The following is a 25,394-nucleotide window of genomic DNA, read 5'->3' as shown; positions in this document are numbered from 1 at the left end:
TGACCGGGGCGGATAGCATCCGGCGCATGGAGCCGCAGCTGCTGCACAGCGTCACCGACTCGGTCGCCACGGTCGTCATCAGCCACTCCGCGAAACGCAACGCGATGACGGCCGCGATGTGGGCGGCCCTGCCGCCGCTGCTCGGCTCGCTGGCCGCCGACCCGCGGGTGCGGGCGCTGGTGCTGACCGGTGACGGCGACACCTTCTGCGCCGGGGCGGACATCTCCACGCTCCAGGGCTCCCCGCTGGAGGCGCAGCGGCTGGCCGTGGAGGCGGAGGAGGCGCTCGCCGCCTTCCCCAAGCCGACCCTGGCCGCCGTGCGCGGTCACTGCGTGGGCGGCGGCGCCCAGCTCGCGGCGGCCTGCGACCTGCGGTTCGCCGAGGAAGGGACACGGTTCGGGGTGACCCCGGCGAAGCTCGGCATCGTCTACCCGTCCTCCGCCACCCGCCGGCTGGTGTCGCTGGTGGGTCCGGCCGCCGCCAAGTACCTCCTCTTCTCGGGCGAGCTGATCGGCACGGAGCGGGCGCTGCGCACCGGCCTGGTGGACGAGGTGCTTCCCCCGGGCGCCCTGGACGCGCGGGTCGCGGAGTTCACCGCGGTGCTGGCGTCCCGCTCGCAGCTGACCCAGGCCGCGGCGAAGGAGTTCGCCGACGGCCGCACCGACCGGGACGACCACTGGCACGAGGTGGCGTCCGCGAGCGACGACACAGCGGAGGGAGTCAGGGCGTTCCTGGAGCGCCGGGCACCGCGGTTCACGTGGAGCCCCTCCGCGTCAGGCTGAACCGGCTGCCGGAGCGGAACTCCCCCGTGACGGGCGTCCTTGCGCCGGGTGCATGTTGAAGCGTGGACGAGGTACCCGTAGGTGAACCGGCCGGACGGGTCGGAGTACGAAAGGGGAGACACGTGTTCCGTGCCATCGCAGACGTCCTGCGCCAGATCGGCGGCGCCGTCGCCACCGTCGTGACCCTGCCGTTCCGGGCGCTCGCCCGGCTGTTCGGCGGTGCCTCGTCCTCCGCGCACGGCCGTCGCACCTGAGTCCGCCCGTGGGGTGTCCGGGCGCGTCGCCGCCCTGATCCCCGATTGTCGTCGTCACCTGCCACAATTGCCGCGCAACCTCAGTGGAGAAGGCGGTACGGGAACGTGACGACACCCTTCGCAGGGTCCATCGAAGGCAGGATCGCCGAGGAACTCGGCGTACGGGAGCGGCAGGTCAAGGCCGCCGTGGAACTGCTCGACGGCGGTTCGACGGTGCCCTTCATCGCCCGCTACCGCAAGGAAGCGACCGAGATGCTCGACGACGCGCAGCTGCGCACGCTCGAGGAGCGGCTGCGCTACCTGCGGGAGCTGGAGGAGCGTCGTACGGCGATCCTCGACTCGGTGCGCGAGCAGGGCAAGCTCACCGAGGAGCTCGAGGCCCGGATCCGGGGCGCGGAGACCAAGGCGCGCCTGGAGGACATCTACCTGCCCTTCAAGCCCAAGCGGCGCACCAAGGCGCAGATCGCCCGCGAGGCCGGGCTGGAGCCGCTGGCGGAGGGGCTGCTCGCCGATCCCGGCGTCGAGCCCCTCACCGCGGCCGCCGCCTTCGTGGACGCGGAGAAGGGCGTGGCCGATCCGCAGGCCGCGCTGGACGGCGCGCGGGCCATCCTGACCGAGCGGTTCTCCGAGGACGCCGACCTGATCGGCGAGCTGCGTGAGCGCATGTGGGTGCGCGGGCGGCTGGCGGCCAAGGTGCGCGAGGGCAAGGAGGAGGCGGGCGCCAAGTTCGCCGACTACTTCGACTTCGCCGAGCCGTTCACCGCGCTGCCCTCGCACCGGATCCTGGCCATGCTGCGCGGTGAGAAGGAGGAGGTCCTCGACCTCGTCCTGGAGCCCGAGGAGCCCACCGACGGCCCCTCGTCGTACGAGGGCGTCGTCGCGCACCGGTTCGGGATCGCCGACCGTGGACGCCCGGGCGACAAGTGGCTGCAGGACACCGTCCGCTGGGCCTGGCGGACCCGCATCCTGGTGCACCTGGGCATCGACATCAGGCTCCGGCTGCGCACCGCGGCCGAGGACGAGGCGGTGCGGGTGTTCGCGGCGAACCTGCGCGACCTGCTGCTGGCCGCCCCGGCGGGCACCCGTGCGACGCTCGGCCTGGACCCCGGTTTCCGTACGGGTGTGAAGGTGGCCGTGGTGGACGCGACCGGCAAGGTCGTCGCCACGGACGTGATCCACCCGCACGTCCCGGCGAACCGGTGGGACGAGGCGATCGCCAAGCTGGCCCGGCTGGCGGAGGAGCACGCGGTCGAGCTGATCGCCATCGGCAACGGCACGGCGTCCCGCGAGACCGACAAGCTCGCCGGCGAACTCATCGCCAAGCATCCCGAGCTGAAGCTGACGAAGGTGATGGTGTCCGAGGCGGGCGCCTCCGTGTACTCGGCGTCCGCGTTCGCCTCGCAGGAGCTTCCCGACATGGACGTGTCGCTGCGCGGCGCGGTGTCCATCGCCCGCCGGCTGCAGGACCCGCTGGCCGAGCTGGTGAAGATCGACCCCAAGTCGATCGGCGTCGGCCAGTACCAGCACGACCTGTCCGAGGTGAAGCTGTCGCGTTCGCTGGACGCGGTGGTGGAGGACTGTGTGAACGGCGTGGGCGTGGACGTCAACACCGCGTCGGCGCCGCTGCTCTCCCGGGTCTCCGGCATCTCCTCCGGGCTGGCCGAGAACATCGTGGCGCACCGCGACTCCAACGGGCCGTTCAAGAGCCGCTCCGAGCTGAAGAAGGTGGCCCGGCTCGGCCCCAAGGCGTACGAGCAGTGCGCGGGCTTCCTGCGGATCCGCGGCGGTGACGACCCGCTGGACGCGTCCAGCGTGCACCCCGAGGCGTACCCGGTGGTGCGGCGGATGGTGAAGAGCACCGGCCAGGAGGTCGCCTCGCTGGTCGGCAACACGGCGGTGCTGCGTTCGCTCAGGCCGCAGGAGTTCGTGGACGACACGTTCGGTCTGCCGACCGTGTCGGACATCCTCAAGGAGCTGGAGAAGCCGGGCCGGGACCCGCGTCCGGCGTTCAGGACCGCTGCCTTCAAGGACGGCGTGGAGAAGATCTCCGACCTGTCCTCCGGGATGGTGCTGGAGGGCGTGGTCACCAACGTCGCCGCGTTCGGCGCGTTCGTCGACGTCGGCGTCCACCAGGACGGCCTGGTGCATGTCTCCGCGATGTCGAAGACGTACGTCAAGGACCCGCGGGACGTGGTGAAGCCGGGCGACATCGTCAAGGTGAAGGTGCTGGACGTCGACATCCCGCGCAAGCGGATCTCGCTGACGCTGCGGCTGGACGACGAGGCCGCGCCGCAGGGCCAGGCGCCCGCCGGCGACCGTGAGCGCGGCAGGCAGCGCGGCGGCCGTCCGCCGCTGCAGCGCCAGGGCCGCGGGGTGGGAACGGCGGTGGGGGCGGCGGTTCGCGCCAGGCACCCGCTCCGGCCAACAGCGCGATGGCCGACGCGCTGCGCCGGGCCGGTCTGGTCGATCCGAAGAGCGGCCGCCGCTGACCCGTGCGCCGGGCCCGTGTCCCCCCGTTCCGTGGGAGGACACGGGCCCGGTGTGTTCCTCGCGGCCGGCCCGTGCCGCTCGTAGGGCGTCGGCATGCCGGCATCACGGGGGTGCCGGTGCTGCGGCACGGTCTGCACCGCCCCCGGGGGCTTCCGCGGCGATCCGACCTTCGACGAGGACGGCTGTGCCGTCGACCACCCGCATGCGGCACGGCGGGGCGCCCCGCGGGTCCCGTCCCCGCGGGGCACGGAGGCCGCCGACGGGGTCTAGTGTTCGGTCACCTTGCCGTCGGCGACGTGCAGGCGGCGGGTGACGTGGACGGCGTCCAGCATCCGGCGGTCGTGGGTGACCAGCAGTAGGGTGCCCTCGTAGGTGTCGAGGGCGCCCTCCAGCTGTTCGATGGCCGGCAGGTCCAGGTGGTTGGTCGGCTCGTCGAGGACGAGGAGGTTGACGCCCCGGCCCTGGAGCAGCGCGAGGGCCGCGCGGGTGCGCTCGCCCGGTGACAAGGTGGCCGCGGGGCGCAGGACGTGGCCGGCCTTGAGGCCGAACTTGGCGAGCAGTGTGCGGATGTCGGCCGGTTCGAGGTCCGGGACCGCCGGGCGGAAGGCATCCAGCAGCGCTTCCGGGCCGTGGAACAGCGCGCGGGCCTGGTCGACCTCGCCGAGCAGCACGCCCGATCCCAGGGCGGCGTGTCCGGTGTCGAGCGGTACGCGGCCCAGCAGGGCGCCGAGCAGCGTCGACTTGCCCGCGCCGTTCGCGCCGGTCACCGCGACCCGGTCCGCCCAGTCGATCTGCAGGGACACCGGCCCAAGGGTGAAGTCGCCGCGGCGCACCTCGGCGTCGCGCAGGGTGGCGACCACCGCGCCGGAGCGCGGGGCGGCCGCGATCTCCATGCGCAGCTCCCACTCCTTGCGCGGCTCGTCGACGATCTCCAGGCGCTCGATCATGCGCTGCGTCTGGCGGGCCTTGGCGGCCTGCTTCTCACTGGCCTCGCTGCGGAACTTGCGGCCGATCTTGTCGTTGTCGTTGCCCGCCTTGCGGCGCGCGTTCTTCACGCCCTTGTCCATCCAGGCGCGCTGCGTCTGCGCCCGGTCCTGCAGGGCGGCCCGCTTGTCGGCGTACTCCTCGTACTCGTCGCGCGCATGCCGACGGGCCACGTCACGCTCCTCCAGGTAGGCCTCGTAGCCGCCGCCGTAGAGGTTGATCTCGCCCTGGGCGAGGTCGAGTTCGAGGACCTTGGTGACCGTGCGGGTGAGGAACTCGCGGTCGTGGCTGACGACGACGGTCCCGGCGCGCAGCCCGCTCACGAACCGTTCGAGGCGCTCCAGCCCGTCGAGGTCGAGGTCGTTGGTCGGCTCGTCGAGCAGGAAGACGTCGTAACGGGACAGCAGGAGGGAGGCGAGTCCGGCGCGGGCCGCCTGGCCGCCGGAGAGCGCGGTCATCGGCTGGTCGAGGCCGACGTCCAGGCCGAGGCCCGCGGCGACCTCCTCGGCGCGGTCGTCCAGGTCGGCGCCGCCCAGCGCCAGCCAGCGTTCGAGGGCGGTCGCGTACGCGTCGTCCGCGCCGGGGGCGTCGTCGACCAGCGCCTGGGTCGCCTCGTCCATGGCGCGCTGGGCCTCGGTGACGCCGGTGCGGCGGGACAGGAACGCCCGCACGGTCTCGCCGGGGCGCCGCTCCGGCTCCTGCGGGAGGTGGCCGACGGTGGCGGTGGGCGGGGAGAGGCGCAGCTCGCCCTCCTCGGGGGCGGTCAGGCCGGCGAGCAGGCGCAGCAGGGTGGACTTGCCGGCGCCGTTGGCGCCGACCAGGCCGATCACGTCGCCCGGCGCGACGACGAGGTCGAGCCCGGTGAACAGGGCGCGGTCGCCGTGTCCGGCGGCGAGGTTCTTGGCGACGAGGGTGGCAGTCATCAGACCGCCGATATTAGGGCCTGCCCCGGACACCGGACCCCGAGGGTGCGGTCAGGGGCGGGCCACCGCGACCAGCACGGTTCCCGCGGTGCGCGCCACGACGTACGCCTCCCCCCTGACCGCCGGGGCGTCCAGCGGGACGCGGTGCCGGCCCGGTGCGAGGACCCCGTCGAAGAGGTCCCGGCTGCGGGCGCGGGAGAGACGGTCGATCCGGTGGGCGGTGAGCCGCACCCAGCAGGCCGATACGACCTCGAACTCCGCAGTGGAGCCGGTCACGGTGAGGCCGGTGAGGCGCCGGCGGTCGCCCCGGCCGGCCTCCAGGGCCTGTTCGGTCTGGGCGACCAGCAGCGGTACGACGGGGCGAGCGCGTCGACGCAGGGCACCTCGGCCCCGGCGTCGGCCAGGGCACGGCGCACGGTGTCGCGTTCGCGCGCGGGAACCGCCCGGCCGAACAGCACCGCGTCGTACGTGCGCAGTTCGTCGGCGGGAACACGGTCGGCGCTCTGGGTGACGTCGGCGCCGATGCCGATGGTGCGCAGCGCTGCGGCCGGGCGAGCGGCGCGGCGCGGGCGCCGATGAGCAGGACGCGGCGGCGGCTGCCCGGGAGGGCGCCGTCCAGGAGGGCGGACAAGGCCGCGCGGTACTCGGGTCCGCGGAAGCGGAACGGGCCCATGCCGTGGTAGCCGTCGCGTTCCAGGTCGGGGTCCTCGGCGGTCTGCCAGGCGAAGTCGCGCCAGATGACGTCCTCTCCGTCGCGCTCGATCACCGCGGTCACGGCGCCGCAGGCGAGGTCCTCGCACTCGGGGCAGCCGTAGACGACGTACCGGCCGCCGGGCAGGGGTGCCCCGGTCTCCAGCAGCAGCGCGCGGACCTGAGCGGTGAAGAGGGACGGCGGGACGTCGGAGGCGAGCGGGGAGACGGCGTCGAGGTCGGACAGGCGGTACAGCAGCGGGCGTCCGTCGACGACGAAGTCGACGAAGTCGCGGTGCACCTGATGGTCACGCCGGCGAGGAGACCCCCGGCCCGGGTCGCCGGCGCCAGGCCGAAGGTCGCGTACTCGGCAGACATGCCGTGAGTATTCCCACCCGGGAGCGGACGCGAGCACGGCCGGGCACATCCGCTACCGTCCGCCGGATGGGAAGCGAAGCGAACAGCGGTGTCGTAGTGGTCGGCGGCGGGGTCGTCGGGCTGACCACGGCGGTGGTCCTCGCCGAGCGGGGCGTACGGGTACGGCTGTGGACGCGGGACCCGGTCGGGAGGACCACCTCGGCGGTCGCGGGCGCCCTGTGGTGGCCGTACCGCATCGATCCCCGGGAGTCGGCGCGGGCGTGGGCGCTGCGGTCGCTGGAGGTGTACGAGGAACTGGCGCTGCGTCCGGAGGCCACGGGCGTACGGATGGTCGAGGGAGTACTCGGCGAGACGCCGATGGACGAGGCGGACTCGTGGGCCGCCGCGCGGCTGCCGGGGCTGCGTCCGGTGACGGAGGCCGAGTACCCGGGCGGGTGGGGACTGTGGGCCCGGCTGCCGCTGCTCGACATGGCGGCCCATCTGCCGTATCTGCGCGAGCGGTTGACGGCGGCGGGCGGCGCGGTGGAGACGCGCGCGGTGGCGGATCTGGCGGAGGCCGACGCGCCGGTGGTGGTCAACTGCACGGGGCTGGCGGCGCGGGAGCTGGTGCCGGACCCGTCGGTGCGGCCGGTGCGGGGGCAGTTGGTGGTCGTGGAGAACCCGGGCATCCGCACCTGGATGGTCACCACGGGCGCCGACGGCTCGATGGCGTACTTCTTCCCGCAGCCGGGGAGGCTGGTGCTGGGCGGCACGGCCGAGGAGGACGCGTGGTCCGCGCGGCCGGACCCGGGGACGGCGGAGGCGATCGTGCGGCGGTGCGCGGCGCTGCGTCCGGAGATCGCGGACGCCCGGGTGCTGGAGCACCGGGTGGGGCTGCGCCCCGCGCGGGACGCGGTCCGTCTCGAGCGCACCCGGCTGCCCGACGGGCGGGTGCTGGTGCACAACTACGGCCACGGCGGCGCGGGCGTCACCGTGGCGTGGGGCTGTGCGCGCCGGGCGGCGGAGCTGGCGACGGGGTGAGCGGCGCGGGGCGGGCGTCCCGCGCCCGCCCCGCGTCCCGGTCCGCCCCGCTGCGGGCGGGTCAGTGCTTCCCGATGGGGTCGCCCTCGACGTCCGGGCCGCGGCCCGGGCCGACGCGCAGCTCGAACTCGCCGTCGTACTTCTTGTGGCCCTGGATGACCGCGAGTTCGACCGCCTCGCTGCCCATCCTGTCGCGCACGATGAGCGGGTCACGCCGCAGGTCGCGCATGAGGGCCACGCACATGAAGAGCATCACGACGACGAACGGCGCCGCCGCGAGGATGGTGAGGTTCTGCAGACCGGTCAGCGCGTCGCCCTGGCCGCTGCCGACCAGCAGCATGATGGCGGCCACCGCTCCGGTCACGATGCCCCAGAACACCACCACCCAACGGTTCGGTTCGAGGGAGCCCTTCTGCGACAGGGTGCCCATCACCACGGAGGCCGCGTCCGCGCCGGAGACGAAGAAGATGCCCACGAGGACCATCACCAGCAGGCTGGTGGCGGTGGCGACGGGGTACTGCTGCAGCACCGCGAACAGGCGGCCCTCGGGGGTCGTCTCGTCACCGAGCCGGTTCTGCTCCTGCAGGCGCATGGCCGAGCCGCCGAAGATCGCGAACCAGACGAGGCTCACCGCGCTGGGCACGAGGATGACGCCGCCGATGAACTGACGGATGGTCCGGCCCCGGCTGATGCGGGCGATGAACATGCCGACGAAGGGCGTCCAGGAGATCCACCACGCCCAGTAGAAGACGGTCCAGCTGCCCAGCCAGTCGGCGACGCCCTCGCCGCCGCTGATCTCGGTGCGGCCGGCCAGTTCGGGCAGGTCCCCCAGATAGGCGAAGATCGACGTCGGCACCAGGTCCAGGATGAGGACGGTGGGGCCCGCGACGAACACGAACGCCGCGAGGATCACCGCCAGCACCATGTTGATGTTGGACAGCCACTGGATGCCCTTCTCCACACCGGACACCGCGGAGGCCACGAACGCCACGGTCAGCACCGCGATGATGCTGACCAGTAGTCCCGTGCCGACCTTTTCCAGCCAGCCGAGCTTCTCCACGCCGGAGCCGATCTGCAGCGCGCCCAGGCCGAGGGAGGCCGCGGAGCCGAAGATCGTCGCGATGATGGCGAGCACGTCGATGACCCGGCCGCCGGCCCCGTTGGCGTGCTTCTCGCCGATGAGCGGGGTGAACACGGCGCTGACGGTCTGCCGGCGGCGCCGGCGGAAGGTGCTGTAGGCGATGGCGAGGCCCACCACGGCGTAGACGGCCCAGGGGTGGAGCGTCCAGTGGAACAGGGTGGTGGCCATGGCGGTCGCCATGCGGTCCCCGTCGTCGGCCGGGCTGGTGCCGGGCGGGGGTGTGACGAAGTGCGCGAGGGGTTCGCTCACTCCCCAGAACATCAGGCCGATGCCCATGCCGGCGCTGAACATCATGGCGATCCAGGACACCGTGCGGAACTCCGGCTCCTCGCCCTCGGCGCCGAGGTGGATCCGCCCGTACCGGCTGGCCGCGAGCCACAGCGCGAAGACCACGAAGCCGGATGCGGCCAGCATGAAGCCCCAGCCACCGTTGTGCATCAGTCCGCCCAGCATGCTGGCGGACGCGCTCTCCAGGGAGTCCGTCCCGATGGCTCCCCAGAGGACGAAGGCCAGGGTGAGCACGGCGGTGACGCCGAACACCACCCGGTCGGTGCTGGGACGATTCCGCCCGGGCAGGCCCGCCTCGGAGCCGGGCAGCGGGCCTGCCGTGGAGTCCTTGTCGCTGTGGTGGTCCTGCGTCACAGGCGGCACCCTTTCGTCCGAGCCGTCGGGCGGAGATCCCTCCTCCCGATAGCCCCTTACCACCGATGGCGCAAAACTCACCTCATCGGCAGGATGTGACCGCCTGTCCTACGGCCAGGTGGTAGGTGGCACGGCCGTCCAGGAGCAGCGGGACGAGCGCCCGCAGCGACTGCCGCAGCGGCACGAGCACCCCGTCCCCGTCCTTGCGGACGTGTACGCCGTGCAGTGCCAGCTCGTCGCCCACGTCGGCGTACTGAGCGGCCGTGAGACGGTAGGCGCAGGGCGGGTCGGCGATCACCTCGTCCGGCTCCGCCGGGTCGTTGTCGGCGCCGCCCAGGTGGACCGGGCCCCGGTCGGCGTATCCGGCCACGCGGGCCCGGGTGGTGACCCTCTCGACCGTGGCGCGGTGGCCCCCGGCGAACCGGACCAGGCCGTCCAGCGCGGCGAGGTGGGACTCCACCCTGCGCCGGTTGTTGAGCGCCTCGTCGGCCTTCTCCGCCTCGGTGAGGGGGTCGACGCGACTCTCGATGAGCAGGCCCACACCGTGCTTGACGCCGGACATGTTGCGCAGGATGCGTTCCTGGCCGTCGCCCGCGGTCTGGCGGATCGGGTCGCCGGTGGCGGGGTCGGTCCAGATGCCGTAGGTGCCGGTGGAGTACCCGGCGGCCCCGGCGGCGGGACGGACGTGGTCCTCGGACAGGGACCGGGCGGTGTCGTGGACGGCCGGGTCGGTGTTGAGGTTGCGCGGCCAGAGGTCGAACAGGTCCTTGTCGTAGTACGGCGGGGTGGCGCCGTACTCGTGCAGGTCGTAGATCACGTCGGGCCGCCGGTCCCGGACGACGGCGGCCAGGGCGCGGCCCTCGGCGGTGGCGAGGGCGACGTGGTCGCGGTTGATGTCGACGCCGTCGCTGTTGCCCCGGGTGTCGGCGGCCCGGCCGTCGGGGTTGGCGGTGGGGACGACGAGCACCGTGGTGCGCTCCAGGAAGCGCCGGGTCGCCCGGTCCTTCGCGTACGCCAGGTCGCGGATCGTGGTGAGGCAGGCCTCCCGGCCCGAGGGTTCGTCACCGTGCTGGCTGCACACCAGGAGGACCTTGTTCGGGGTCCGGTCCGCGCCGATGCGGACGAGCCGCAGCGGGCGGTCCTGGGCGGTCGTGCCGATGCGGGTGACGTGGACGCGGGCGCTCGCGCGGTCGACGGTTTCGAGGAAGCGCCGCTCCTCGGGCTGGGTGGTCCAGCGGGCCCCGTTGCTCTGTTCGAAGCCGGTGCGCGGCGGGGCCGCGGTGTCGTGGGCCCCGGCCGCGGGCGCGGTGACGAGGGAGGCGGCGAGGGTCGTGAGGGCGGTGGCGGTGAGGATCGCGGCGCGTTTCATCGGGTCTCCCCCGGGACGCGGTGGGCGGTGGCGGCGGGCGGGCGGACGCCGTCCGGGTCGGCGTGCGGTGTCGTGACGGGCGGTCCGGACGTGGCGCGGGTGAAGGCGGCCGGGCCGCCGGTGAACGGGACCCGGGCGGTGGTGCGGGCAAGGTCGAGGGTGAGTGTCGGGGTGTCGGCCGGCGGGTCGATCAGGCCCCGGTCGGTGCCGGCGACGATCAGTGCGAGCCGGTGGCCGCGCGGGACGACGTGGTCGGTGGCGGCCAGGTCGAGGGTGAGGGTGTAGCGCCTGCCCGGGACCAGGGGTTCGCCCCGGCCGGTGCCGGCGTGTTCACCCAGGTCGGCCCAGCCGCGGCTGACGACGGTGTGGCCGACGTCGACGGTCGCGGCGCGGGTCTCCCGGTAGCAGGAGCTGTCGCCCTCGGTGCTCGGTCCCCAGCAGGTGCGCTCGGGCAGGGTGGTGATGCCTTCGCCGGATCCGGCGTAGTCGCGGACGGTGTCGGGGCCGAGGTCGACCAGGACGGCGGAGAGATGGGCCGTCGGCGCGCTGGGCGTGACGGTGACGGTGACCTCGGAGGAGCCTGCCAGGCGCAGGTCACGGGTGAGCGGGCGGGTGACGAAGCCCGCCTTGTCGGGCGTCGGGGTGTCGATCCGGGCGGCCCAGTCGGTCTCGCTCAGCCTCGGGTCGTCGGTGAAGGAGGCGGTGCCGCCGTCCCGGCGCAGGCCGAGGGTGCCGACGCCGTCCTGGGTGCCGCGGGCGGGGCGCAGGGTCACGGGGTGCGTGCCGCGCGGGGGCCAGGCGGTGGAGGTGACCCACTGGTCGGGGCCGCGTTCGATGTCGGCGACGGGTTCGCGGTCGATGCCGTTGTCGATGCCCTTGAGTTCGTGGTCGAACCAGCGGTGCAGGGTGCGCACCCACTCCGCGCGGCGGAAGTCGAAGGGGTCGACGTGTCCGGTCTGGGAGAGCCATATCTTGCGCCGTACGCCGTTCTTCGCGAGGGCGTCCCACCAGGGGCCGACGTGCCCCATGCGCACGTTGAGGTCCTGCATGCCGTGCACCAGGAAGACGCTGGCCCGGACCTTCTTCGCGGCACGCACGTAGTCGCGTTCGGTCCACAGCGGGGTGCGGTCGCCGGTGCGCGGGGCGCCGTCGACGAGTTTCCGGGCCACCTCGGCGCAGTTCTCGCGGGCCTCGGGGGTCTGGACGTAACGGGCGAGCCAGTCCGGGCCTGAGTCGTAGAGCGGGGCGCCCTGGGAGAAGTAGTAGTCGTACCAGGTGGAGATGGCGGCGATCGGGACGATGGTCTTCAGTCCCTTGACGCCGGTGGCGGCGACGCCGTTGGCGATGGTGCCGTCCCAGCTCTTGCCGATCATGCCGGTGCTGCCGTCGGTCCAGTCGGCCCGGACCCGTTCGCTCCCGGTCCGGCTGCTGTACGCCTTCGCGCGGCCGTTCAGCCAGTCGACGACGGCTTTGGCGGACTGGATGTCGGAGCGGCCGCCGACGTCCACGCAGCCGTCGGAGCGGCTGGTGCCGGCGAGGTCGACGCCGACGACGGCGTAGCCGCGCGGCACGAACCAGTTGTCGTAGAACAGCGGCATCCGCACGATGTCGCCGTGTCCGTCGTAGGTCTTGGTCTGGCTCTCGTTGCCCCGCCCGCAGCAGGAGTAGTACGGGCTGGCGTCCATGATGACGGGGACCTTGCGGCCCTTCCGGTCGGCCTCGCGGGGCCGGACGATGTCGACGGCGACCCGGTCGGTGCGTCCGTCGCGGTCCTCGTCGAGGCCGGTGTCCACCCAGACGGCCTCGCGGATCGCGTCGGCGTAGGAGTGGACGGGGCGGCTCTCCCGCGGAGCGGCGTCGGCCGCGGCGGGGGTGAGCAGAGTGGCCGTCAGGGCGGCGGTGGCCGCCGTCGCGAGCGTTCTCCAGGTCGTGGGGCGCATGCGTATCGGCATGCGCCGGACGGTACCCCGGTGAACGCCGGTGCAGAAGAGGGCGTCTGACGGTGCGTGAGGCCGGTGGGGGCGTCAGTCATGGTCGTGGACCGTGACCGGTATGCCCCGCCTGACCAGGCGTTCCTCGACGAGCGGCTCGACGCGGGACCACGTGCCGCCGGCGAGGCCGCAGCCGATGCGGGGTATGGGGACCGACGCGCCGAGTTCCCGCGCGTGAACGGCGAGGCGGTCCAGGGCCGTGTCGATGGCCTCGTGGCGGACGGGGACGCCCTTGCTGCCGGTGCGGACGCCTCGCTGGCCGATCATGTCGGCCACCCACACGTACCGCTCGACCTGGACGAGCTGCACCGCGCCCAGGCCGAAGTCGTTCGCGGCGCGGTCGCGGTGCCAGGCGCGGTACGCCGCCTCCGGCTCGGGCCGGCGGCGGGACAGGGCGAGGACGAAGCCCTTGCCCCACCCGCCGATGTCGTTGCACACATGGGCGATCACCTTGACGCCCTTCACCGACGGAACGGTGGCGTCACCCCGCACGTACCTGATCTCGGCCATGGCGGCACCGTACCGGCCGGCACCGCGCCGCCGGCCATTCACCGCCCGGCCGCGACCTTGCGGCGGACGCCGCCGTACCAGCCGGCGACCAGCGCCACGGCGATCAGCGGCACCAGCAGCAGCGTCCTGCGGCCCACCTCCGGGTCGTTCCACATCAGCACGATCACGGACGCCAGGAAGGCGATGGTGACGATCTCGGTGACCGGGCTGCCGGGCAGCCGGAACGAGGGCCGGGTGAGCAGGCCCGCGCGGGCGCGGCGGACGAACACCAGGTGGCAGATCATGATGATCACCCAGGTGCTGATGATGCCGAGGGAGGCGACGTTCAGCACGATCTCGAAGGCCTGGGCCGGCACGAGGAAGTTGAGGCCCACGCCGAGCACGCACACCGCGCAGGTCAGCAGGATGCCGCCGTAGGGGACCTGGCTGCGGTTCATGCGGGCGGTGAACTCGGGCGCGGAGCCCGCCGCGGCCATCGAGCGCAGGATGCGGCCGGTGGAGTACAGGCCGGAGTTGAGGGACGACATGGCGGCGGTGAGGACGACGAGGTTCATCACGTCACCGGCCGCCGGGACACCGATCTTCGACAGCACGGTGACGAAGGGGCTCTCGCCCGCCGAGTACATCGAGCCGGGCAGCAGCAGGGCGAGCAGGACGACGGAGCCGACGTAGAAGAGGGCGACGCGCCACATGATGGAGTTCACCGCGCGGGGGACGACCTTCTCCGGCTCGGCGGTCTCGCCCGCGGCGACGCCGACGAGTTCCAGGGCCGCGTAGGCGAAGATCACGCCCTGCATGACGAGGACGACCGGCATCACGCCGTGCGGCAGGACTCCGCCGTGGTCGGTGATCATGCCGATGCCGGGGGTGCCGCCGCCCACCTCGTGCCGCGTGGCGAGCAGGAAGATGCCGACCAGCATGAAGGCGACGAGGGTGGCGACCTTGACGATCGCGAACCAGAACTCCATCTCGCCGAAGATCTTCACGGAGATCAGGTTCACGGCCAGCACCACCGCGAGCGCGACCAGTGCGAGCACCCACTGCGGGATGTCGGTGAACGCGCTCCAGTAGTGCGTGTAGAGCGCGATCGCGGTGATGTCGGCGATGCCGGTGGTCGACCAGTTCAGGAAGTACATCCAGCCGGCGACGTACGCGCCCTTCTCGCCGAGGAACTCGCGCGCGTACGACACGAAGGATCCGGACGACGGCCGGTACAGGACCAGTTCGCCCAGGGCGCGGACGACGAAGAAGGCGAAGACGCCGGCGACCAGGTAGGCCAGCGCCAGGGCGGGGCCCGCGTCGCGCAGGCGTCCTCCGGCTCCCAGGAAGAGGCCGGTGCCGATCGCCCCGCCGATGGCGATCATGTTGACGTGACGGGCCTTGAGGTCCTTGCTGTAGCCGGCGTCGCCCGCGTCCGCGGGCGTCGGGGCCGCCGTGGACGATGCGGCCGGTGCCGTGCTGGCGGCGTCCTTGCTCACGGGTGGTTCCACTTTCTGGTGCGCCGGGGCTGATCGCGCCCGGCTGTCCGGTTGACCTGGGCCGGCGCGCTCGATCACGGCACGGACCGAGGTGGCGCCTTTCCGGATGTGCGCCCGCGCATGCGGTGGCCTGCGTCACACGGCTGGTCCGCTCGCGGCGCGGACGGGAACACCGGAGGGCCGTCGCGCGCCGCGGCGGCCCTCCGGCGCGCGCCGCGGCGGCCCTCCGGCGCGCGCCGCGGCGGGATCGACAGCGGAGGTGTCACAGCACCGGTGGGACAGCGATACTGCTGCACATGACGACCGAGACCGAGGCCCTGACGATCGACGAGCTGGCGGCCCGGGCGGGGGTCACCGTGCGCACGGTCCGCTTCTACGGCACGAAGGGCCTGCTGCCGCCTCCGGTGCTCGGTCCCCGGCGGGTCGGCCGCTACGGCCGGGAGCACCTGGCGCGGCTGGAACTGATCGAGGAACTGCAGAGCCGGGGCATGACCCTGGCCGCGATAGAACGCTACCTGGCCCAGCTTCCGCCGGACCTGAGCGTGCGCGACCTGGCCGTGCAGCGGGCGGTGGTGGCGTCCTGGGCGCCGGGCACCGTGGAGACGGTCTCCCGTACGGAGCTGGAGCGCCGGGCGGGGCGTGCGCTGGGTGAGGAGGAGCTGAAGCGGCTGGCGGCGATGGACGTCGTCGAGCGGGCCGACGGGTCCGGCGCCGGCCATGACGACGAGGTCTTCCGGGTCGACGCCGGTCTGCTGCGGCTCGGTGTCGAGCTGCTGGACGTGCCGCTGTCGCACGAGTCGGTCCTGGCCGCCCGCGCGGTCCTCACCGAGCACTCCCGCGCGGCCGCCCGCGAGCTGTCGCGGCTGCTGCGCGACGCGGTGGCGGACCAGGGCACGCGGGACGTGCGGTCCCTGTCCGCCCGCATGCATCCGCTCGTGGTGCAGGCGCTGCTCACCACCTTCCAGCGGTCGCTGAAGGAGGAGCTGCGGGAGTGGCTCGACGAGGAGGGGTGACCCGGCGGGCCTTCCGTCGCGGAAGGCCCGCCGTGATCAGCGGGCGTCCCTGAAGACCTCGCCCTTCTCCGCCTTCTCCACCAGCAGGGCGGGCGGGGTGAAGCGCTCGCCGTAGCGCTCGGCGAGTTCCCGGGCGCGGGCGACGAAGCCGGACAGGCCCCCCTCGTAGCCGTTGATGTACTGCAGGACGCCGCCGGTCCAGCCGGGGAAGCCGATGCCGAGGATGGAGCCGATGTTGGCGTCGGCGACGGAGGTCAGCACGCCCTCCTCCAGCAGCCGGACGGTGTCCAGCGCCTCGGAGAACAGCATCCGCTCCTGCATGTCACGGAACGGGACGGTGTGTCCGGGCCTGGTGAAGTGCTCGCGCAGGCCGGGCCACAGCGGGCCCCGCCTGCCGCTCTCGTCGTAGTCGTAGAAGCCGGCGCCGCCGGAGCGGCCGGTGCGGCCGAACTCGTCGACCATGCGGTCCACGACCGCCTCGGCCGGGTGCGGGGTCCAGGTGCCGCCCGCCTCCTCGACGGCCCGCTGCGTCTCGCGGCGGATCTTGCGCGGGAGGGTGAGGGTGAGCTCGTCCATGAGGGAGAGCACCTTGGCCGGGTAGCCCGCCTGGGCCGCCGCCTGCTCGACCGACGCGGGCTCGATGCCCTCACCGACCATCGCCACGCCCTCGTTGATGAAGTGGCCGATGACCCGGGAGGTGAAGAAGCCGCGCGAGTCGTTGACCACGATCGGGGTCTTGTTGATCTGCCGGACCAGGTCGAAGGCGCGGGCGAGGGCCTCGTCGCCGGTGCGCCCGCCCTTGATGATCTCGACGAGCGGCATCTTGTCGACGGGCGAGAAGAAGTGCAGCCCGATGAAGTCCTCCTGCCGCTCGACGCCCTCGGCAAGCGCGGTGATGGGCAGGGTGGAGGTGTTGGAGCAGAGCAGTGCGTCCGGCGCGACGACGTTCTGCACCTCCTGGAACACCTTGTGCTTGAGGGAGGTGTCCTCGAAGACGGCCTCGATCACCGCGTCGCAGCCGGCGAGGTCGGCGGCCTCGGCGGTGGGCGTGATCCGCGCGAGCAGCGCGTCGGCCTTCTCCCGCGTGGTGCGGCCCCGGGAGACGGCCTTGGCGCACAGCTTCTCGGAGTAGGCCTTGCCCTTGAGCGCGGCCTCGAGCGTGACGTCCTTGAGGACGACGTCGATGCCGGCGCGGGCGCAGGAGTAGGCGATCCCGGCGCCCATCATCCCGGCGCCGAGGACCGCGACCTTGGTGACCTTGCGGGCGGGGACGTCCTTCGGGCGTCCGGCGCCGGAGTTGACGGCCTGGAGGTCGAAGAAGAACGCCTGGATCATGTTCTTCGACGTCTGTCCGGCGGCCAGCTCCACGAAGTAGCGGGCCTCGATCACCTGGGCGGTCTCGAAGTCGACCTGGGCGCCCTCGACGGCGGCGGCCATGATGTTGCGCGGGGCCGGGTAGGGGGCGCCGCCGGTCTGCTTGCGCAGGTTGGCCGGGAAGGCGGGCAGGTTGGCGGCGAACTTGGGGTGCGACGGGGTGCCGCCGGGGATGCGGTAGCCGGGCCGGTCCCAGGGCTGCGCGGACTCGGGGTGGGCGTCGATGAAGGCGCGGGCCTTGGCGAGCATCTCCTCGCGGGTCTCGGCCACCTCGTCGACCAGGCCGTTCTCCAGGGCGCGGCGCGGGTTGTACTGGGTGCCCTGGAGGAGCACCTTCAGCAGCGCGTCGGTGATGCCGAGCAGGCGGACGGTGCGGACCACTCCGCCGCCGCCGGGCAGCAGGCCGAGGGTGACCTCGGGGCAGCCGATCTTGGAGCCGGGGGCGTCCAGCGCGATGCGGTGGTGGCAGGCCAGGGCGAGCTCGTAGCCGCCGCCGAGGGCCGCGCCGTTGATGGCGGCGACGACCGGCTTGCCGAGGGTCTCCATGCGGCGCAGCTGGCGCTTGAAGGCCAGGCCGCCGTCGAACAGCTCCTGCGCGGTGTCGGGGGTGACGCGGATCAGGTCGCGCAGGTCGCCGCCGGCGAAGAAGGTCTTCTTGGCGGAGGTGAGGACGACGCCGCGGATGGAGTCCTTCTCCGCCTCCAGGCGGTCGGTGATCGCGGCGAACGACTCGCGGAACGCCTTGTTGACGGTGTTCGCGGACTGGTTGGGGTCGTCGAGGACGAGGGTGACGACGCCGGTGTCGTCCTGCTCCCAGCGGATGGTGGTGGACTCGCTGCTCATGAGGGTGTGCTCCAGGTGATCCGTCGGGAGGGGGTCAGATGCGCTCGACGATGGTGGCGATGCCCATGCCGCCGCCCACGCAGAGTGTGGCGAGCCCGTAGCGCTTGTCCTGGCGTTCCAGTTCGTCGACGAGGGTGCCGAGGATCATCGCGCCGGTGGCGCCGAGCGGGTGGCCCAGGGCGATGGCGCCGCCGTTGACGTTGACCTTGTCAAGCGACAGGCCCATGTCCTTCACGAACCGCAGCACGACGGCGGCGAACGCCTCGTTGATCTCGACGAGGTCGATGTCGTCGATGGTCAGTCCGGCCTTGGCGAGCGCCTTGCGGGTGGCGGGCGCCGGGCCGGTGAGCATGATGGTCGGCTCGGAGCCGGACACGGCGGCGGAGACGATGCGGGCGCGCGGGGTGAGGCCGTAGCGCTCGCCGACCTCCCTGGAGCCGATCGCGACGAGGGCGGCGCCGTCGACGATGCCGGAGGAGTTGCCGGCGTGGTGGACGTGGTCGATCTTCTCGACCCAGTGGTACTTCTGGAGCGCGACGGCGTCGAAGCCGCCCAGCTCGCCGATGTCCGCGAAGGACGGCCTGAGCTTCCCGAGGGAGTCGGCGGTGGTGCCGGGGCGCAGGTGCTCGTCGTGGTCGAGGACGACGAGGCCGCTGCGGTCCTTCACCGGGACGACGGACCGTTCGAAGCGGTTCTCCTTCCAGGCGTTGGCGGCGCGCTCCTGCGAGAGGGCGGCGTACTCGTCGACGTCCCGGCGGGAGAAGCCCTCGATGGTGGCGATGAGGTCGGCGCCGATGCCCTGCGGCACGAAGTTGACGTCGAGGTTGGTCATCGGGTCGTTGAACCAGGCGCCGCCGTCGGAGGCCATCGGCACCCGCGACATGGACTCCACGCCGCCCGCGAGGACGAGGTCCTCCCAGCCCGAACGAACCTTCATCGCGGCCATGTTGACCGCTTCGAGTCCCGAGGCGCAGAAGCGGTTCTCCTGGACGCCGGCCACCGTGTCGGGCAGACCGGCGGCGATGGCGGCGATCCGGGCGATGTCGGAGCCCTGGTCGCCGACCGGGCCGACGACGCCGAGCACGATGTCGTCGACGGCGGCCGGGTCGAGTCCGGGGAAGCGGGCGCGGATCTCGTGGATCAGCCCGACGACCAGGTCGATGGGCTTGGTGCCGTGCAGGGCGCCGTTCGCCTTGCCGCGCCCGCGCGGGGTGCGGATCGCGTCGTACACATACGCTTCGGTGCTCACGAGGAGGCCTTTCGCTGAGGGTTCGAGGGCGGGGACACCAGGCCGGGTACGCCCCAGTCGCGGGCCACGTCCTCGGTGTCGGCGCCCGGCCGGGCGGGCCCGGTGCGGACGGTGGTGGGCGTCGCGGAGAACCGCGGTGCCGGGGCGGGCTGGGTGATGCCCGCGTGGTCGGTGAAGGTGGCGCGGGCGGCGAGGTGCGGGTGGTGCGGGGCCTCGCGCAGCGACAGCACCGGCGCCACGCACGCGTCGGTGCCCTCGAACAGGGTTGTCCAGGCGTCGCGGGTGCGGGAGGCGAACCGCTCGGCCACCCGGGTGCGCAGTTCGGGCCAGCGGGTGACGTCGCCGTGCGCCCCGGCGAGGTCGTCGAGGTCCAGCAGGCGCAGGAACTCGGCGTAGAAGCGCGGCTCCAGGGCGCCGACGGCCATGTGCCCGCCGTCGGAGGTCTCGTAGGTGCCGTAGTAGGGGCAGCCGCCGTCGAGGAGGTTGGCGCCGCGCCGGTCCTGCCAGGCGCCGGCGGCGAGCATCCCGTGGATCATCGAGGTGAGGTGGGCGGTGCCGTCGACGATGGCGGCGTCGACGACCTGTCCGGTGCCGGTGGCGCGGGCGTGGTGCAGGGCGGCGAGGACGCCCACGGCCAGGTAGAGGGAGCCGCCCGCGTAGTCGCCGAGCAGGTTGGCGGGGGCGACCGGGGGCCTGCCGGGCTCGCCGGTCATGCCGAGGGCGCCGGTGACGGCGATGTAGCCGATGTCGTGTCCGGCGCGGTCGGCGAGGGGGCCGTCCTGGCCCCAGCCGGTCATCCGGCCGTAGACCAGGCGCGGGTTGCGGGCCCGGCAGTCCTCGGGGCCGACACCGAGACGTTCGGCGACGCCGGGGCGGTAGCCCTCGACGAGGATGTCGGCGCGCTCGGCGAGGCCGAGGACGCGGCAGGGGCCGTCCGGGGCCTTCAGGTCGACGACCACGGAACGTTTGTTGCGGTTGGTGACGTCACGCGCGGGGTCGATGCCGAGTCCGGGGCCGTCGGGCCGGTCGACGCGTACGACGTCGGCGCCCAGGTCGGCGAGGAGCATGGCCGCGAACGGGCCGGGGCCGATGCCGGCCAGCTCGACCACGCGCACGCCGGTGAGCGGGCCGTGGTCCGGCGCCGTCGCCTCCGTCATCGAGCCCCCATCGGCTGTGACACTCCTGGTGTAACACCTGCGATGTTAAGAACCTCGCCCACCCGGCACAAGGGCGGGCGAGCAAGCGCTTGGCCACTCTACGGGGGCGGCCTCCGCCCCGGCCCCGGGCCGGGGCGTCTCACCGGGTCTCGACCTGCGCCGTCCGCGCGTCGAGCTCCCCCACCCGGCGCTTCGTGGCGACCGTGCGGTAGCTCTCCTCCACCCAGTCGCACAGCAGCTCGGCCGCCGGGGCGCCCGCGGGCTCCAGCGGGACGCGCACCCAGCCGGCCCGGCCCAGGCCGTACCCGGCGGGCTCGGCGCCGGGGCAGGCGAGCGCGTGGGCGTGCGCCGTCTCGTCGGTGAGCTTCACGGTCACCGCGACCGGATGGCCGCCGTCGCCGCCGCCACCAAGGAAGACGAACACCTTCTTGTCGACCTTGGCGACGGTGTCGCCCCAGGGATGCTCCTCGGTGGCCCCGGGCAGACGAAGTGCCCAGTCGCGCACTTTCTCCCACTTCCTCAGGGCGTTGCGTGGCACGGCCATCGCTTTCCTCCGGGCTCGTCGTCGGGCTCCGCACCCTTCACGCTAGCCTCGGCCACCGACAGCGGCGCGGCTGCACGACCAAGGGGTGTCATGAGCAGGCTGAGCAGGACGGACCGTCCGTACGACATCGTGCTCTTCGGGGCGACCGGTTTCGCGGGGACGCTGACCGCGGAGTACCTGGCCGCGCACGCGCCGGAAGGGCTGCGCTGGGCGGTCGCCGGCCGCAGCGGGCGGAAGCTGGAGGAGCTGCGGGAGCGGCTGCCGGGCGGCGAGAAGGTGGGCGTGCTCCGGGCGGACGTGTCCGACCCGGCCTCGCTGCGCGCCCTCGCCGAGCGGGCGCGCGTGGTGGCCACCACCGTCGGGCCGTACGTCGAGTACGGCGAGGGGCTCGTCGCCGCCTGCGCGGACACCGGCGCGGACTACGTCGACCTGACGGGTGAACCGGAGTTCGTGGACCTGATGTACGTCCGGCACGACGCCCGCGCGCGGGAGACCGGGGCGCGGCTGGTGCACGCCTGCGGTTTCGACTCGGTCCCGCACGACCTGGGCGCGTATTTCACGGTGCGGCAGCTGCCGGAGGGCGTGCCGCTGACCGTCGACGGCTACGTCACCGCCGACGCGGCCTTCTCGGGCGGCACGTTCGCCTCGGCCATGAACCAGTTCGCCCGGCCGGGCCGGCTGCGGGCCGCCGCCCGGGACCGCCGGCGTCACGAACCCCGGCTGGTGGGCCGCCGTGCCTCCGCCCCGACGGGCACCCCGCGCTACGCGCCCGAGGTCGACGCCTGGGCGCTGCCCCTGCCGACGCTCGACGGCCAGGTCGTGCGCCGCTCGGCCAAGGCGCTGGCCCGGTACGGTCCCGACTTCCGCTACCGGCACTACGCCGCCGTGCGCAGTCTGCCGGTCGCCCTGGGCGGGGTGGCGGCGGTCGGGGCGCTGGTCACGGCGGCCCAGATCCCGCCGCTGCGCCGCGCGCTGTCCGACCGGCTGAAGCCCGGCGAGGGGCCGAGCGCCGAGAAGCGGGCGCGCAGCTGGTTCACGGTCCGCTTCGTCGGCGAGGGCGGCGGACGGCGGGTCTGCACGGAGGTCTCGGGCGGCGACCCGGGCTACGACGAGACGGCGAAGATGCTGGCCGAGAGCGCCCTGTGCCTCGCCCTCGACGACCTCCCCCCGACGTCGGGCCAGGTCACGACGGCGGTGGCGATGGGCGACACACTGATCACCCGCCTCCAGGCGGCGGGCATCCGCTTCCGGGTGGCGGCAGTCCGCTGATTCCGGGCGGCGGGGGTCCGCCGACGGCCGCCGGGGTCCTCGCGGGTGCCCGGGTCAGAGCTGCCAGGTGATCAGGGTGTAGATCATGCCCGTCACCCAGCCCAGACCCGCCAGGACCGCGAGGGTCAGACCCAGCGTGACCGCTCGGCCGGTGGGACGTGCGGGAGTGCGGCGGTGTCCTGCGGTGCGGTGTGTCGGCATGCCGATCACCCTGCCGTCGGACGGCAGTTCGGACATCCGTACGCGTACTCACTCCCGGGTGAGTGCCGGTGCGGCCTCGCGCAGGGCGCGGCGGCAGAGGGCGTCCGCCCTGCGGGTCGTCTCGGGGAGGCGGTAGGCGGGGGTCAGGGCGAGCGTGTGGGCGCAGGCGTTGTCCAGGCTCACCCGGTGGCCGACCGAGACGAACACCGGCTTGACGCCGTCCCTGGTGCGCAGGGCGCGGCCGACCTCCTCGGGGCCGGACAGCAGCGGGGACGTGCTGCCGCGCGGGGCGGCGGGTTCGTCGTAGGTGAAGGTGAAGGGGTTCTTGGCCACGCCGATCGTCGGCAGCCCGGTGAGGACTCCCAGGTGGCCGGCGAGGCCGAATCGGCGGGGGTGGGCGAGGCCGTAGCCGTCGCAGACCACCAGGCCGGGCTCACACGGCAGGGCCTCCAGGGCGGCCAGCACGGTGGGGAGCTCGCGGAAGGCCAGCAGCCCGGGGACGTAGGGGAAGGAGATCCGGCCGACGGCCGTGGACTCGGCGACGACGTCCAGGGTGGCCGCGTCCAGCACGACGGCGGCCGCGGCGACGACGTCCCGCTCGTCGTCGTAGGCCACGTCGACCCCAGTGACCCGGCCGGTGCCGGGGGGCGGCCCCGGTTCGTCGAGCACCACCCGCTCACGCAGCGTGTCCTGGACCGCGCGGGCCTCTTCCTCGGTGACGGGCCAACCGGCCGGTGTGCGTACGGTCGTCATGGTGCCCCGAGCCTACGGGGCGGGGCGCTCCGCGCGGAGGCGGGCTCACTTGCCGAGCGCCCGCTGCAGCTGGCTCTTGTTCATGCTCGAACGGCCCTCGACGTTCCGCTTCTTGGCCTCTTCGTACAGCTGGTCGCGGGTGGGGCCCTGGGAGCCCTTGCCGGACCGCTGGCCACCGCGCTTGCCGGACGACATGTCCTGCGTCGACGTCCTGCTGGCGGTCTTGGACTCGCCGGACCGGGCACGTTCCTTGTTCACCGTCCGGGCGGCGATCTCCTCGGCGCGCCCGGTGCTCTCGCCCCGGTCCTTCGCGCTCTCCTTGATGTGCTCGTACTGACGCTCCCGCTTGGGGCTGGAACCGCGTGGCATGTCCGCTCACTTTCTCTCGCGCTTCGCGAGCGCTCGGTCGCGTACAGCGGTCGGGTACCCCGGCCGGCGGGATGTAGGGCAGGGCGGAGACGTCACTGCTCCAGTCGGGCGACCCGCCCCCGCTCCCCCGCCGCCCAGCAGGACCGGTCGGGCGTGCAGTCGACGGTGTCGTACGAGCCGGTGTCGACGGTCCGCCAGGTGCGCCCGCCGTCGGTGGTCAGGTCGGTGCCGGTGGGGCCGACGGCGAGGGCGTCGGTGCGGCTGTGCGGGAGCCAGGCGACACCGGAGCGGTAGGCGGGCGGGGAGCCGGCGGCCGTCCGCCAGGTGCGGCCGCCGTCCGAGGTGCGCGCGGCGGCGTCGGGCGAGGTCTGCCCGGGGTTGAAGTCGCCGCCCACGGCCAGACCGTGGTGGCGGTCGCGGAAGGCGAGGGCGAAGACGCCGCGCGCCGGGTCGCCGGCCGGGATCGTGGTGTCGGTGACCGTCCAGGTGCGGCCGCGGTCGGCGGAGTGCAGCACACGCGCGCGTGCCGCTCCCCCGGTGGCCAGCCAGACGTCCTTCGGCCCGGACGACACCAGGCACTGGCCGCTCGCCGCGAAGCCGGCCTCGCCGTCGAGCGCCGGGGGCATGCCGGTGTCGGGGAGCACCGCCCAGGAGCGGCCGCCGTCGCGGGTCGACAGGATACGGAACTTCCCGTCCACGGGGTCACTCATGGCGAGTCCGTGGCGGTGGTCGAAGAAGGTGAGGCAGTCGTAGAAGGCGCGGGTGTCGGGGTTGCGGAAGGTCTCCGTCCAGGTCGCCCCGCCGTCGTCCGTGCGGTAGACCCGGGAGTCCTCGCCCTCCCCGATGGCCAGCACGACGGCCCGCCGCGCGTCGAACGCCTCGACGTCCCGGAACTGAAGCGCGTCCGCGCCGCGCGGTGAGACGTCCCGCCAGGTCCGGCCGCCGTCCGTGGTGCGCAGCACGGTGCCGAGGGTGCCGGCCGCCCAGGCGGTGTTCCGGCTGACGGCGGCCAGACCGCGGAACCGGACGTCCGGTGCGCCGGTGTCCTTCAGCGACCAGTGCGGGGTGCCGCCCCTCGGGCCCTGCGCCTGGGCCGGCACGGCCGTGAGGGCGGCCAGGGCCGCCGCGCACACGGCAGCCGCGGTCACCCGCCGGAGGTGCCGTCCCACCGGCCCTGTCCGTGCCGTCCGGCTCGTCGGTCCCGTCGGTCCCGTCCGTCGCGTACTTCCCGAGCGCCTCATGGCGGGGGAAGCTAGTCCACCGGCCGGGTGCCGTCCAGAGCGCCTCGTCCCGGGGGCCCGCCCCGCGGTGCCCACGCCCAAGTGGCCCGTAAAGCACGGGAGGAGAGACGGGTCACTCGGGTGCATGAAGGCGGTGACAGAGGTCACTCGCTCTCCATGCGCACGGAATGGCCGATTCCAGCGTCTCTTCCCGTAGCCGACCGACACGATCCGCCCGGAAGCCCGCCCAGCCGTCACGAGGGAGCAAGGCGTTGTCCACCGTCATCGAGCAGCCCGTAGAGGCCCGCCTGGTCGCCGCAGCGCCGCGGATGGCCGACATCCCCGCCACGCTGCACTACGACGGCGACGACCCGTTCGCCGTCCGCATGACCTTCCCCGCTCCCGCGACGCTCGAAGGCGTCGACGTGTGCTGGACGTTCGCCCGTGACCTGCTCGCCGCGGGCATGGAGGCCCCGGAGGGCCACGGCGACGTACGGGTGCGCCCGTACGGCTACGACCGCACGGTGCTGGAGTTCCACGCCCCGGAGGGGACGGCCGTGGTGCACGTCCGCTCGGGCGAACTGCGCCGCTTCCTGGAGGCGACGAGCGAACTGGTCCCGACCGGCCTCGAACACCTCCGCCTCGACCTGGACCACGACCTGGCGGAACTGATACGGGACGCGTGAGCGGTTCCGCGGGACGGGGACGCCCCGCGGAACGGGAGTACGCGCGGAAGCAAAGGGGGCCGGG

Annotated in this window: 20 protein-coding genes and 2 pseudogenes; 7 read left to right on the top strand and 15 right to left on the bottom strand. The window is 73.4% G+C overall.

Annotation, left to right across the window (positions count from 1 at the left end; genetic code table 11):
- Positions 1 to 26 precede the first annotated feature (26 nt).
- From F3L20_RS14945 to F3L20_RS14940, 3 genes and pseudogenes are all read left to right on the top strand, one after another.
- Positions 27 to 782 (top strand): enoyl-CoA hydratase/isomerase family protein, encoded by a 756-nt coding sequence (locus F3L20_RS14945; protein WP_150154809.1) that lies wholly within the window; start codon positions 27 to 29, stop codon positions 780 to 782.
- Positions 783 to 904: 122 nt separating this feature from the next.
- Positions 905 to 1,036 carry an LPFR motif small protein gene (locus F3L20_RS35265; RefSeq protein ID WP_261383857.1) on the top strand — a complete coding sequence of 44 codons (132 nt, stop codon included), beginning with the start codon at positions 905 to 907 and terminating at the stop codon, positions 1,034 to 1,036.
- Positions 1,037 to 1,141: 105 nt separating this feature from the next.
- Positions 1,142 to 3,525 (top strand): annotated as a pseudogene (locus tag F3L20_RS14940) (Tex family protein).
- 267 nt (positions 3,526 to 3,792) lie between these two features.
- Here F3L20_RS14940 and F3L20_RS14935 read toward each other — a convergent pair.
- Both F3L20_RS14935 and F3L20_RS14930 read right to left on the bottom strand, forming a co-directional pair.
- Complete coding sequence (locus tag F3L20_RS14935; protein ID WP_150154808.1) at positions 3,793 to 5,433, bottom strand: ABC-F family ATP-binding cassette domain-containing protein; 1,641 nt, start codon at positions 5,431 to 5,433, stop codon at positions 3,793 to 3,795.
- Between the two features lie 51 nt (positions 5,434 to 5,484).
- Positions 5,485 to 6,501, bottom strand: a pseudogene (locus F3L20_RS14930) (oxidoreductase).
- Between the two features lie 66 nt (positions 6,502 to 6,567).
- Here F3L20_RS14930 and F3L20_RS14925 point away from each other — a divergent pair.
- Complete coding sequence (locus tag F3L20_RS14925; RefSeq protein ID WP_150154807.1) at positions 6,568 to 7,521, top strand: FAD-dependent oxidoreductase; 954 nt, start codon at positions 6,568 to 6,570, stop codon at positions 7,519 to 7,521.
- A gap of 61 nt (positions 7,522 to 7,582) precedes the next feature.
- On the opposite strand, the gene F3L20_RS14920 is transcribed toward F3L20_RS14925, so the two are convergent.
- From F3L20_RS14920 to F3L20_RS14900, 5 genes are all read right to left on the bottom strand, one after another.
- Positions 7,583 to 9,304, bottom strand: coding sequence for a BCCT family transporter (locus tag F3L20_RS14920; protein WP_150154806.1), 1,722 nt, complete (start codon positions 9,302 to 9,304; stop codon positions 7,583 to 7,585).
- 82 nt (positions 9,305 to 9,386) lie between these two features.
- Positions 9,387 to 10,673, bottom strand: a complete 1,287-nt coding sequence (locus tag F3L20_RS14915) for a M14 family metallopeptidase (RefSeq protein WP_150154805.1) — start codon at positions 10,671 to 10,673, stop codon at positions 9,387 to 9,389.
- Positions 10,670 to 12,625, bottom strand: a complete 1,956-nt coding sequence (locus tag F3L20_RS14910) for a Xaa-Pro dipeptidyl-peptidase (protein ID WP_150154804.1) — start codon at positions 12,623 to 12,625, stop codon at positions 10,670 to 10,672. The genes F3L20_RS14915 and F3L20_RS14910 overlap by 4 nt, the downstream gene beginning before the upstream one ends.
- A gap of 72 nt (positions 12,626 to 12,697) precedes the next feature.
- The gene (locus tag F3L20_RS14905; RefSeq protein ID WP_150154803.1) at positions 12,698 to 13,174 is read right to left on the bottom strand and encodes a macro domain-containing protein; all 477 of its coding nucleotides are present in this window, start codon (positions 13,172 to 13,174) and stop codon (positions 12,698 to 12,700) included.
- Positions 13,175 to 13,212: 38 nt separating this feature from the next.
- On the bottom strand, positions 13,213 to 14,652 hold the full coding sequence (locus tag F3L20_RS14900; RefSeq protein ID WP_150154802.1) for an amino acid permease: 1,440 nt from the start codon (positions 14,650 to 14,652) through the stop codon (positions 13,213 to 13,215).
- Positions 14,653 to 14,948: 296 nt separating this feature from the next.
- Here F3L20_RS14900 and F3L20_RS14895 point away from each other — a divergent pair, with 296 nt between their 5' ends.
- Entirely contained in the window at positions 14,949 to 15,665 is a 717-nt protein-coding gene (locus tag F3L20_RS14895; protein ID WP_145826208.1) for a MerR family transcriptional regulator, read from the top strand.
- 36 nt (positions 15,666 to 15,701) lie between these two features.
- Here F3L20_RS14895 and F3L20_RS14890 read toward each other — a convergent pair whose 3' ends face one another.
- The 4 genes from F3L20_RS14890 to F3L20_RS14875 form a co-directional block, all read right to left on the bottom strand.
- Complete coding sequence (locus tag F3L20_RS14890; RefSeq protein WP_150154801.1) at positions 15,702 to 17,882, bottom strand: 3-hydroxyacyl-CoA dehydrogenase NAD-binding domain-containing protein; 2,181 nt, start codon at positions 17,880 to 17,882, stop codon at positions 15,702 to 15,704.
- 34 nt (positions 17,883 to 17,916) lie between these two features.
- Complete coding sequence (locus F3L20_RS14885) at positions 17,917 to 19,131, bottom strand: acetyl-CoA C-acetyltransferase (protein ID WP_150154800.1); 1,215 nt, start codon at positions 19,129 to 19,131, stop codon at positions 17,917 to 17,919.
- Entirely contained in the window at positions 19,128 to 20,288 is a 1,161-nt protein-coding gene (locus F3L20_RS14880) for a CaiB/BaiF CoA transferase family protein (protein ID WP_150154799.1), read from the bottom strand. Before F3L20_RS14880 ends, F3L20_RS14885 begins: the two co-directional genes overlap by 4 nt.
- 139 nt (positions 20,289 to 20,427) lie before the next feature.
- Positions 20,428 to 20,832 (bottom strand): MmcQ/YjbR family DNA-binding protein, encoded by a 405-nt coding sequence (locus F3L20_RS14875; RefSeq protein ID WP_150154798.1) that lies wholly within the window; start codon positions 20,830 to 20,832, stop codon positions 20,428 to 20,430.
- 90 nt (positions 20,833 to 20,922) lie between these two features.
- Here F3L20_RS14875 and F3L20_RS14870 point away from each other — a divergent pair, with 90 nt between their 5' ends.
- Entirely contained in the window at positions 20,923 to 22,101 is a 1,179-nt protein-coding gene (locus F3L20_RS14870; RefSeq protein WP_150154797.1) for a saccharopine dehydrogenase family protein, read from the top strand.
- 54 nt (positions 22,102 to 22,155) lie between these two features.
- Here F3L20_RS14870 and mmpA read toward each other — a convergent pair whose 3' ends face one another.
- From mmpA to F3L20_RS14850, 4 genes are all read right to left on the bottom strand, one after another.
- Complete coding sequence (gene mmpA / locus F3L20_RS14865) at positions 22,156 to 22,338, bottom strand: morphogenic membrane protein MmpA (RefSeq protein WP_150154796.1); 183 nt, start codon at positions 22,336 to 22,338, stop codon at positions 22,156 to 22,158.
- 12 nt (positions 22,339 to 22,350) lie between these two features.
- Positions 22,351 to 23,055 carry an endonuclease V gene (locus F3L20_RS14860; RefSeq protein ID WP_150154795.1) on the bottom strand — a complete coding sequence of 235 codons (705 nt, stop codon included), beginning with the start codon at positions 23,053 to 23,055 and terminating at the stop codon, positions 22,351 to 22,353.
- 45 nt (positions 23,056 to 23,100) lie between these two features.
- On the bottom strand, positions 23,101 to 23,424 hold the full coding sequence (locus F3L20_RS14855) for a hypothetical protein (RefSeq protein WP_024888125.1): 324 nt from the start codon (positions 23,422 to 23,424) through the stop codon (positions 23,101 to 23,103).
- 92 nt (positions 23,425 to 23,516) lie between these two features.
- The gene (locus F3L20_RS14850) at positions 23,517 to 24,572 is read right to left on the bottom strand and encodes a WD40/YVTN/BNR-like repeat-containing protein (protein ID WP_150154794.1); all 1,056 of its coding nucleotides are present in this window, start codon (positions 24,570 to 24,572) and stop codon (positions 23,517 to 23,519) included.
- 344 nt (positions 24,573 to 24,916) lie between these two features.
- Here F3L20_RS14850 and F3L20_RS14845 point away from each other — a divergent pair, with 344 nt between their 5' ends.
- Positions 24,917 to 25,330, top strand: a complete 414-nt coding sequence (locus F3L20_RS14845; protein ID WP_150154793.1) for an SsgA family sporulation/cell division regulator — start codon at positions 24,917 to 24,919, stop codon at positions 25,328 to 25,330.
- Positions 25,331 to 25,394: the final 64 nt, after the last annotated feature.

The sequence above is a fragment of the Streptomyces tendae genome (assembly GCF_008632955.1).
Classification (GTDB): domain Bacteria; phylum Actinomycetota; class Actinomycetes; order Streptomycetales; family Streptomycetaceae; genus Streptomyces.
This window is presented reverse-complemented; position numbering and strand designations above follow the sequence as displayed.

What these genes read in the sequence shown, in the direction of transcription:
- F3L20_RS14905 (WP_150154803.1), bottom strand. Translation starts at nt 13,174, where the DNA reads ATGGCCGAGATCAGGTACGTGCGGGGTGACGCCACCGTTCCGTCGGTG.
- mmpA (WP_150154796.1), bottom strand. Translation starts at nt 22,338, where the DNA reads ATGTCCGAACTGCCGTCCGACGGCAGGGTGATCGGCATGCCGACACAC.
- F3L20_RS14925 (WP_150154807.1), top strand. Translation starts at nt 6,568, where the DNA reads ATGGGAAGCGAAGCGAACAGCGGTGTCGTAGTGGTCGGCGGCGGGGTC.
- F3L20_RS14860 (WP_150154795.1), bottom strand. Translation starts at nt 23,055, where the DNA reads ATGACGACCGTACGCACACCGGCCGGTTGGCCCGTCACCGAGGAAGAG.
- F3L20_RS14895 (WP_145826208.1), top strand. Translation starts at nt 14,949, where the DNA reads ATGACGACCGAGACCGAGGCCCTGACGATCGACGAGCTGGCGGCCCGG.
- F3L20_RS14875 (WP_150154798.1), bottom strand. Translation starts at nt 20,832, where the DNA reads ATGGCCGTGCCACGCAACGCCCTGAGGAAGTGGGAGAAAGTGCGCGAC.
- F3L20_RS14890 (WP_150154801.1), bottom strand. Translation starts at nt 17,882, where the DNA reads ATGAGCAGCGAGTCCACCACCATCCGCTGGGAGCAGGACGACACCGGC.
- F3L20_RS14945 (WP_150154809.1), top strand. Translation starts at nt 27, where the DNA reads ATGGAGCCGCAGCTGCTGCACAGCGTCACCGACTCGGTCGCCACGGTC.
- F3L20_RS14880 (WP_150154799.1), bottom strand. Translation starts at nt 20,288, where the DNA reads ATGACGGAGGCGACGGCGCCGGACCACGGCCCGCTCACCGGCGTGCGC.
- F3L20_RS14870 (WP_150154797.1), top strand. Translation starts at nt 20,923, where the DNA reads ATGAGCAGGCTGAGCAGGACGGACCGTCCGTACGACATCGTGCTCTTC.
- F3L20_RS14935 (WP_150154808.1), bottom strand. Translation starts at nt 5,433, where the DNA reads ATGACTGCCACCCTCGTCGCCAAGAACCTCGCCGCCGGACACGGCGAC.
- F3L20_RS14915 (WP_150154805.1), bottom strand. Translation starts at nt 10,673, where the DNA reads ATGAAACGCGCCGCGATCCTCACCGCCACCGCCCTCACGACCCTCGCC.
- F3L20_RS14910 (WP_150154804.1), bottom strand. Translation starts at nt 12,625, where the DNA reads ATGCCGATACGCATGCGCCCCACGACCTGGAGAACGCTCGCGACGGCG.
- F3L20_RS14855 (WP_024888125.1), bottom strand. Translation starts at nt 23,424, where the DNA reads ATGCCACGCGGTTCCAGCCCCAAGCGGGAGCGTCAGTACGAGCACATC.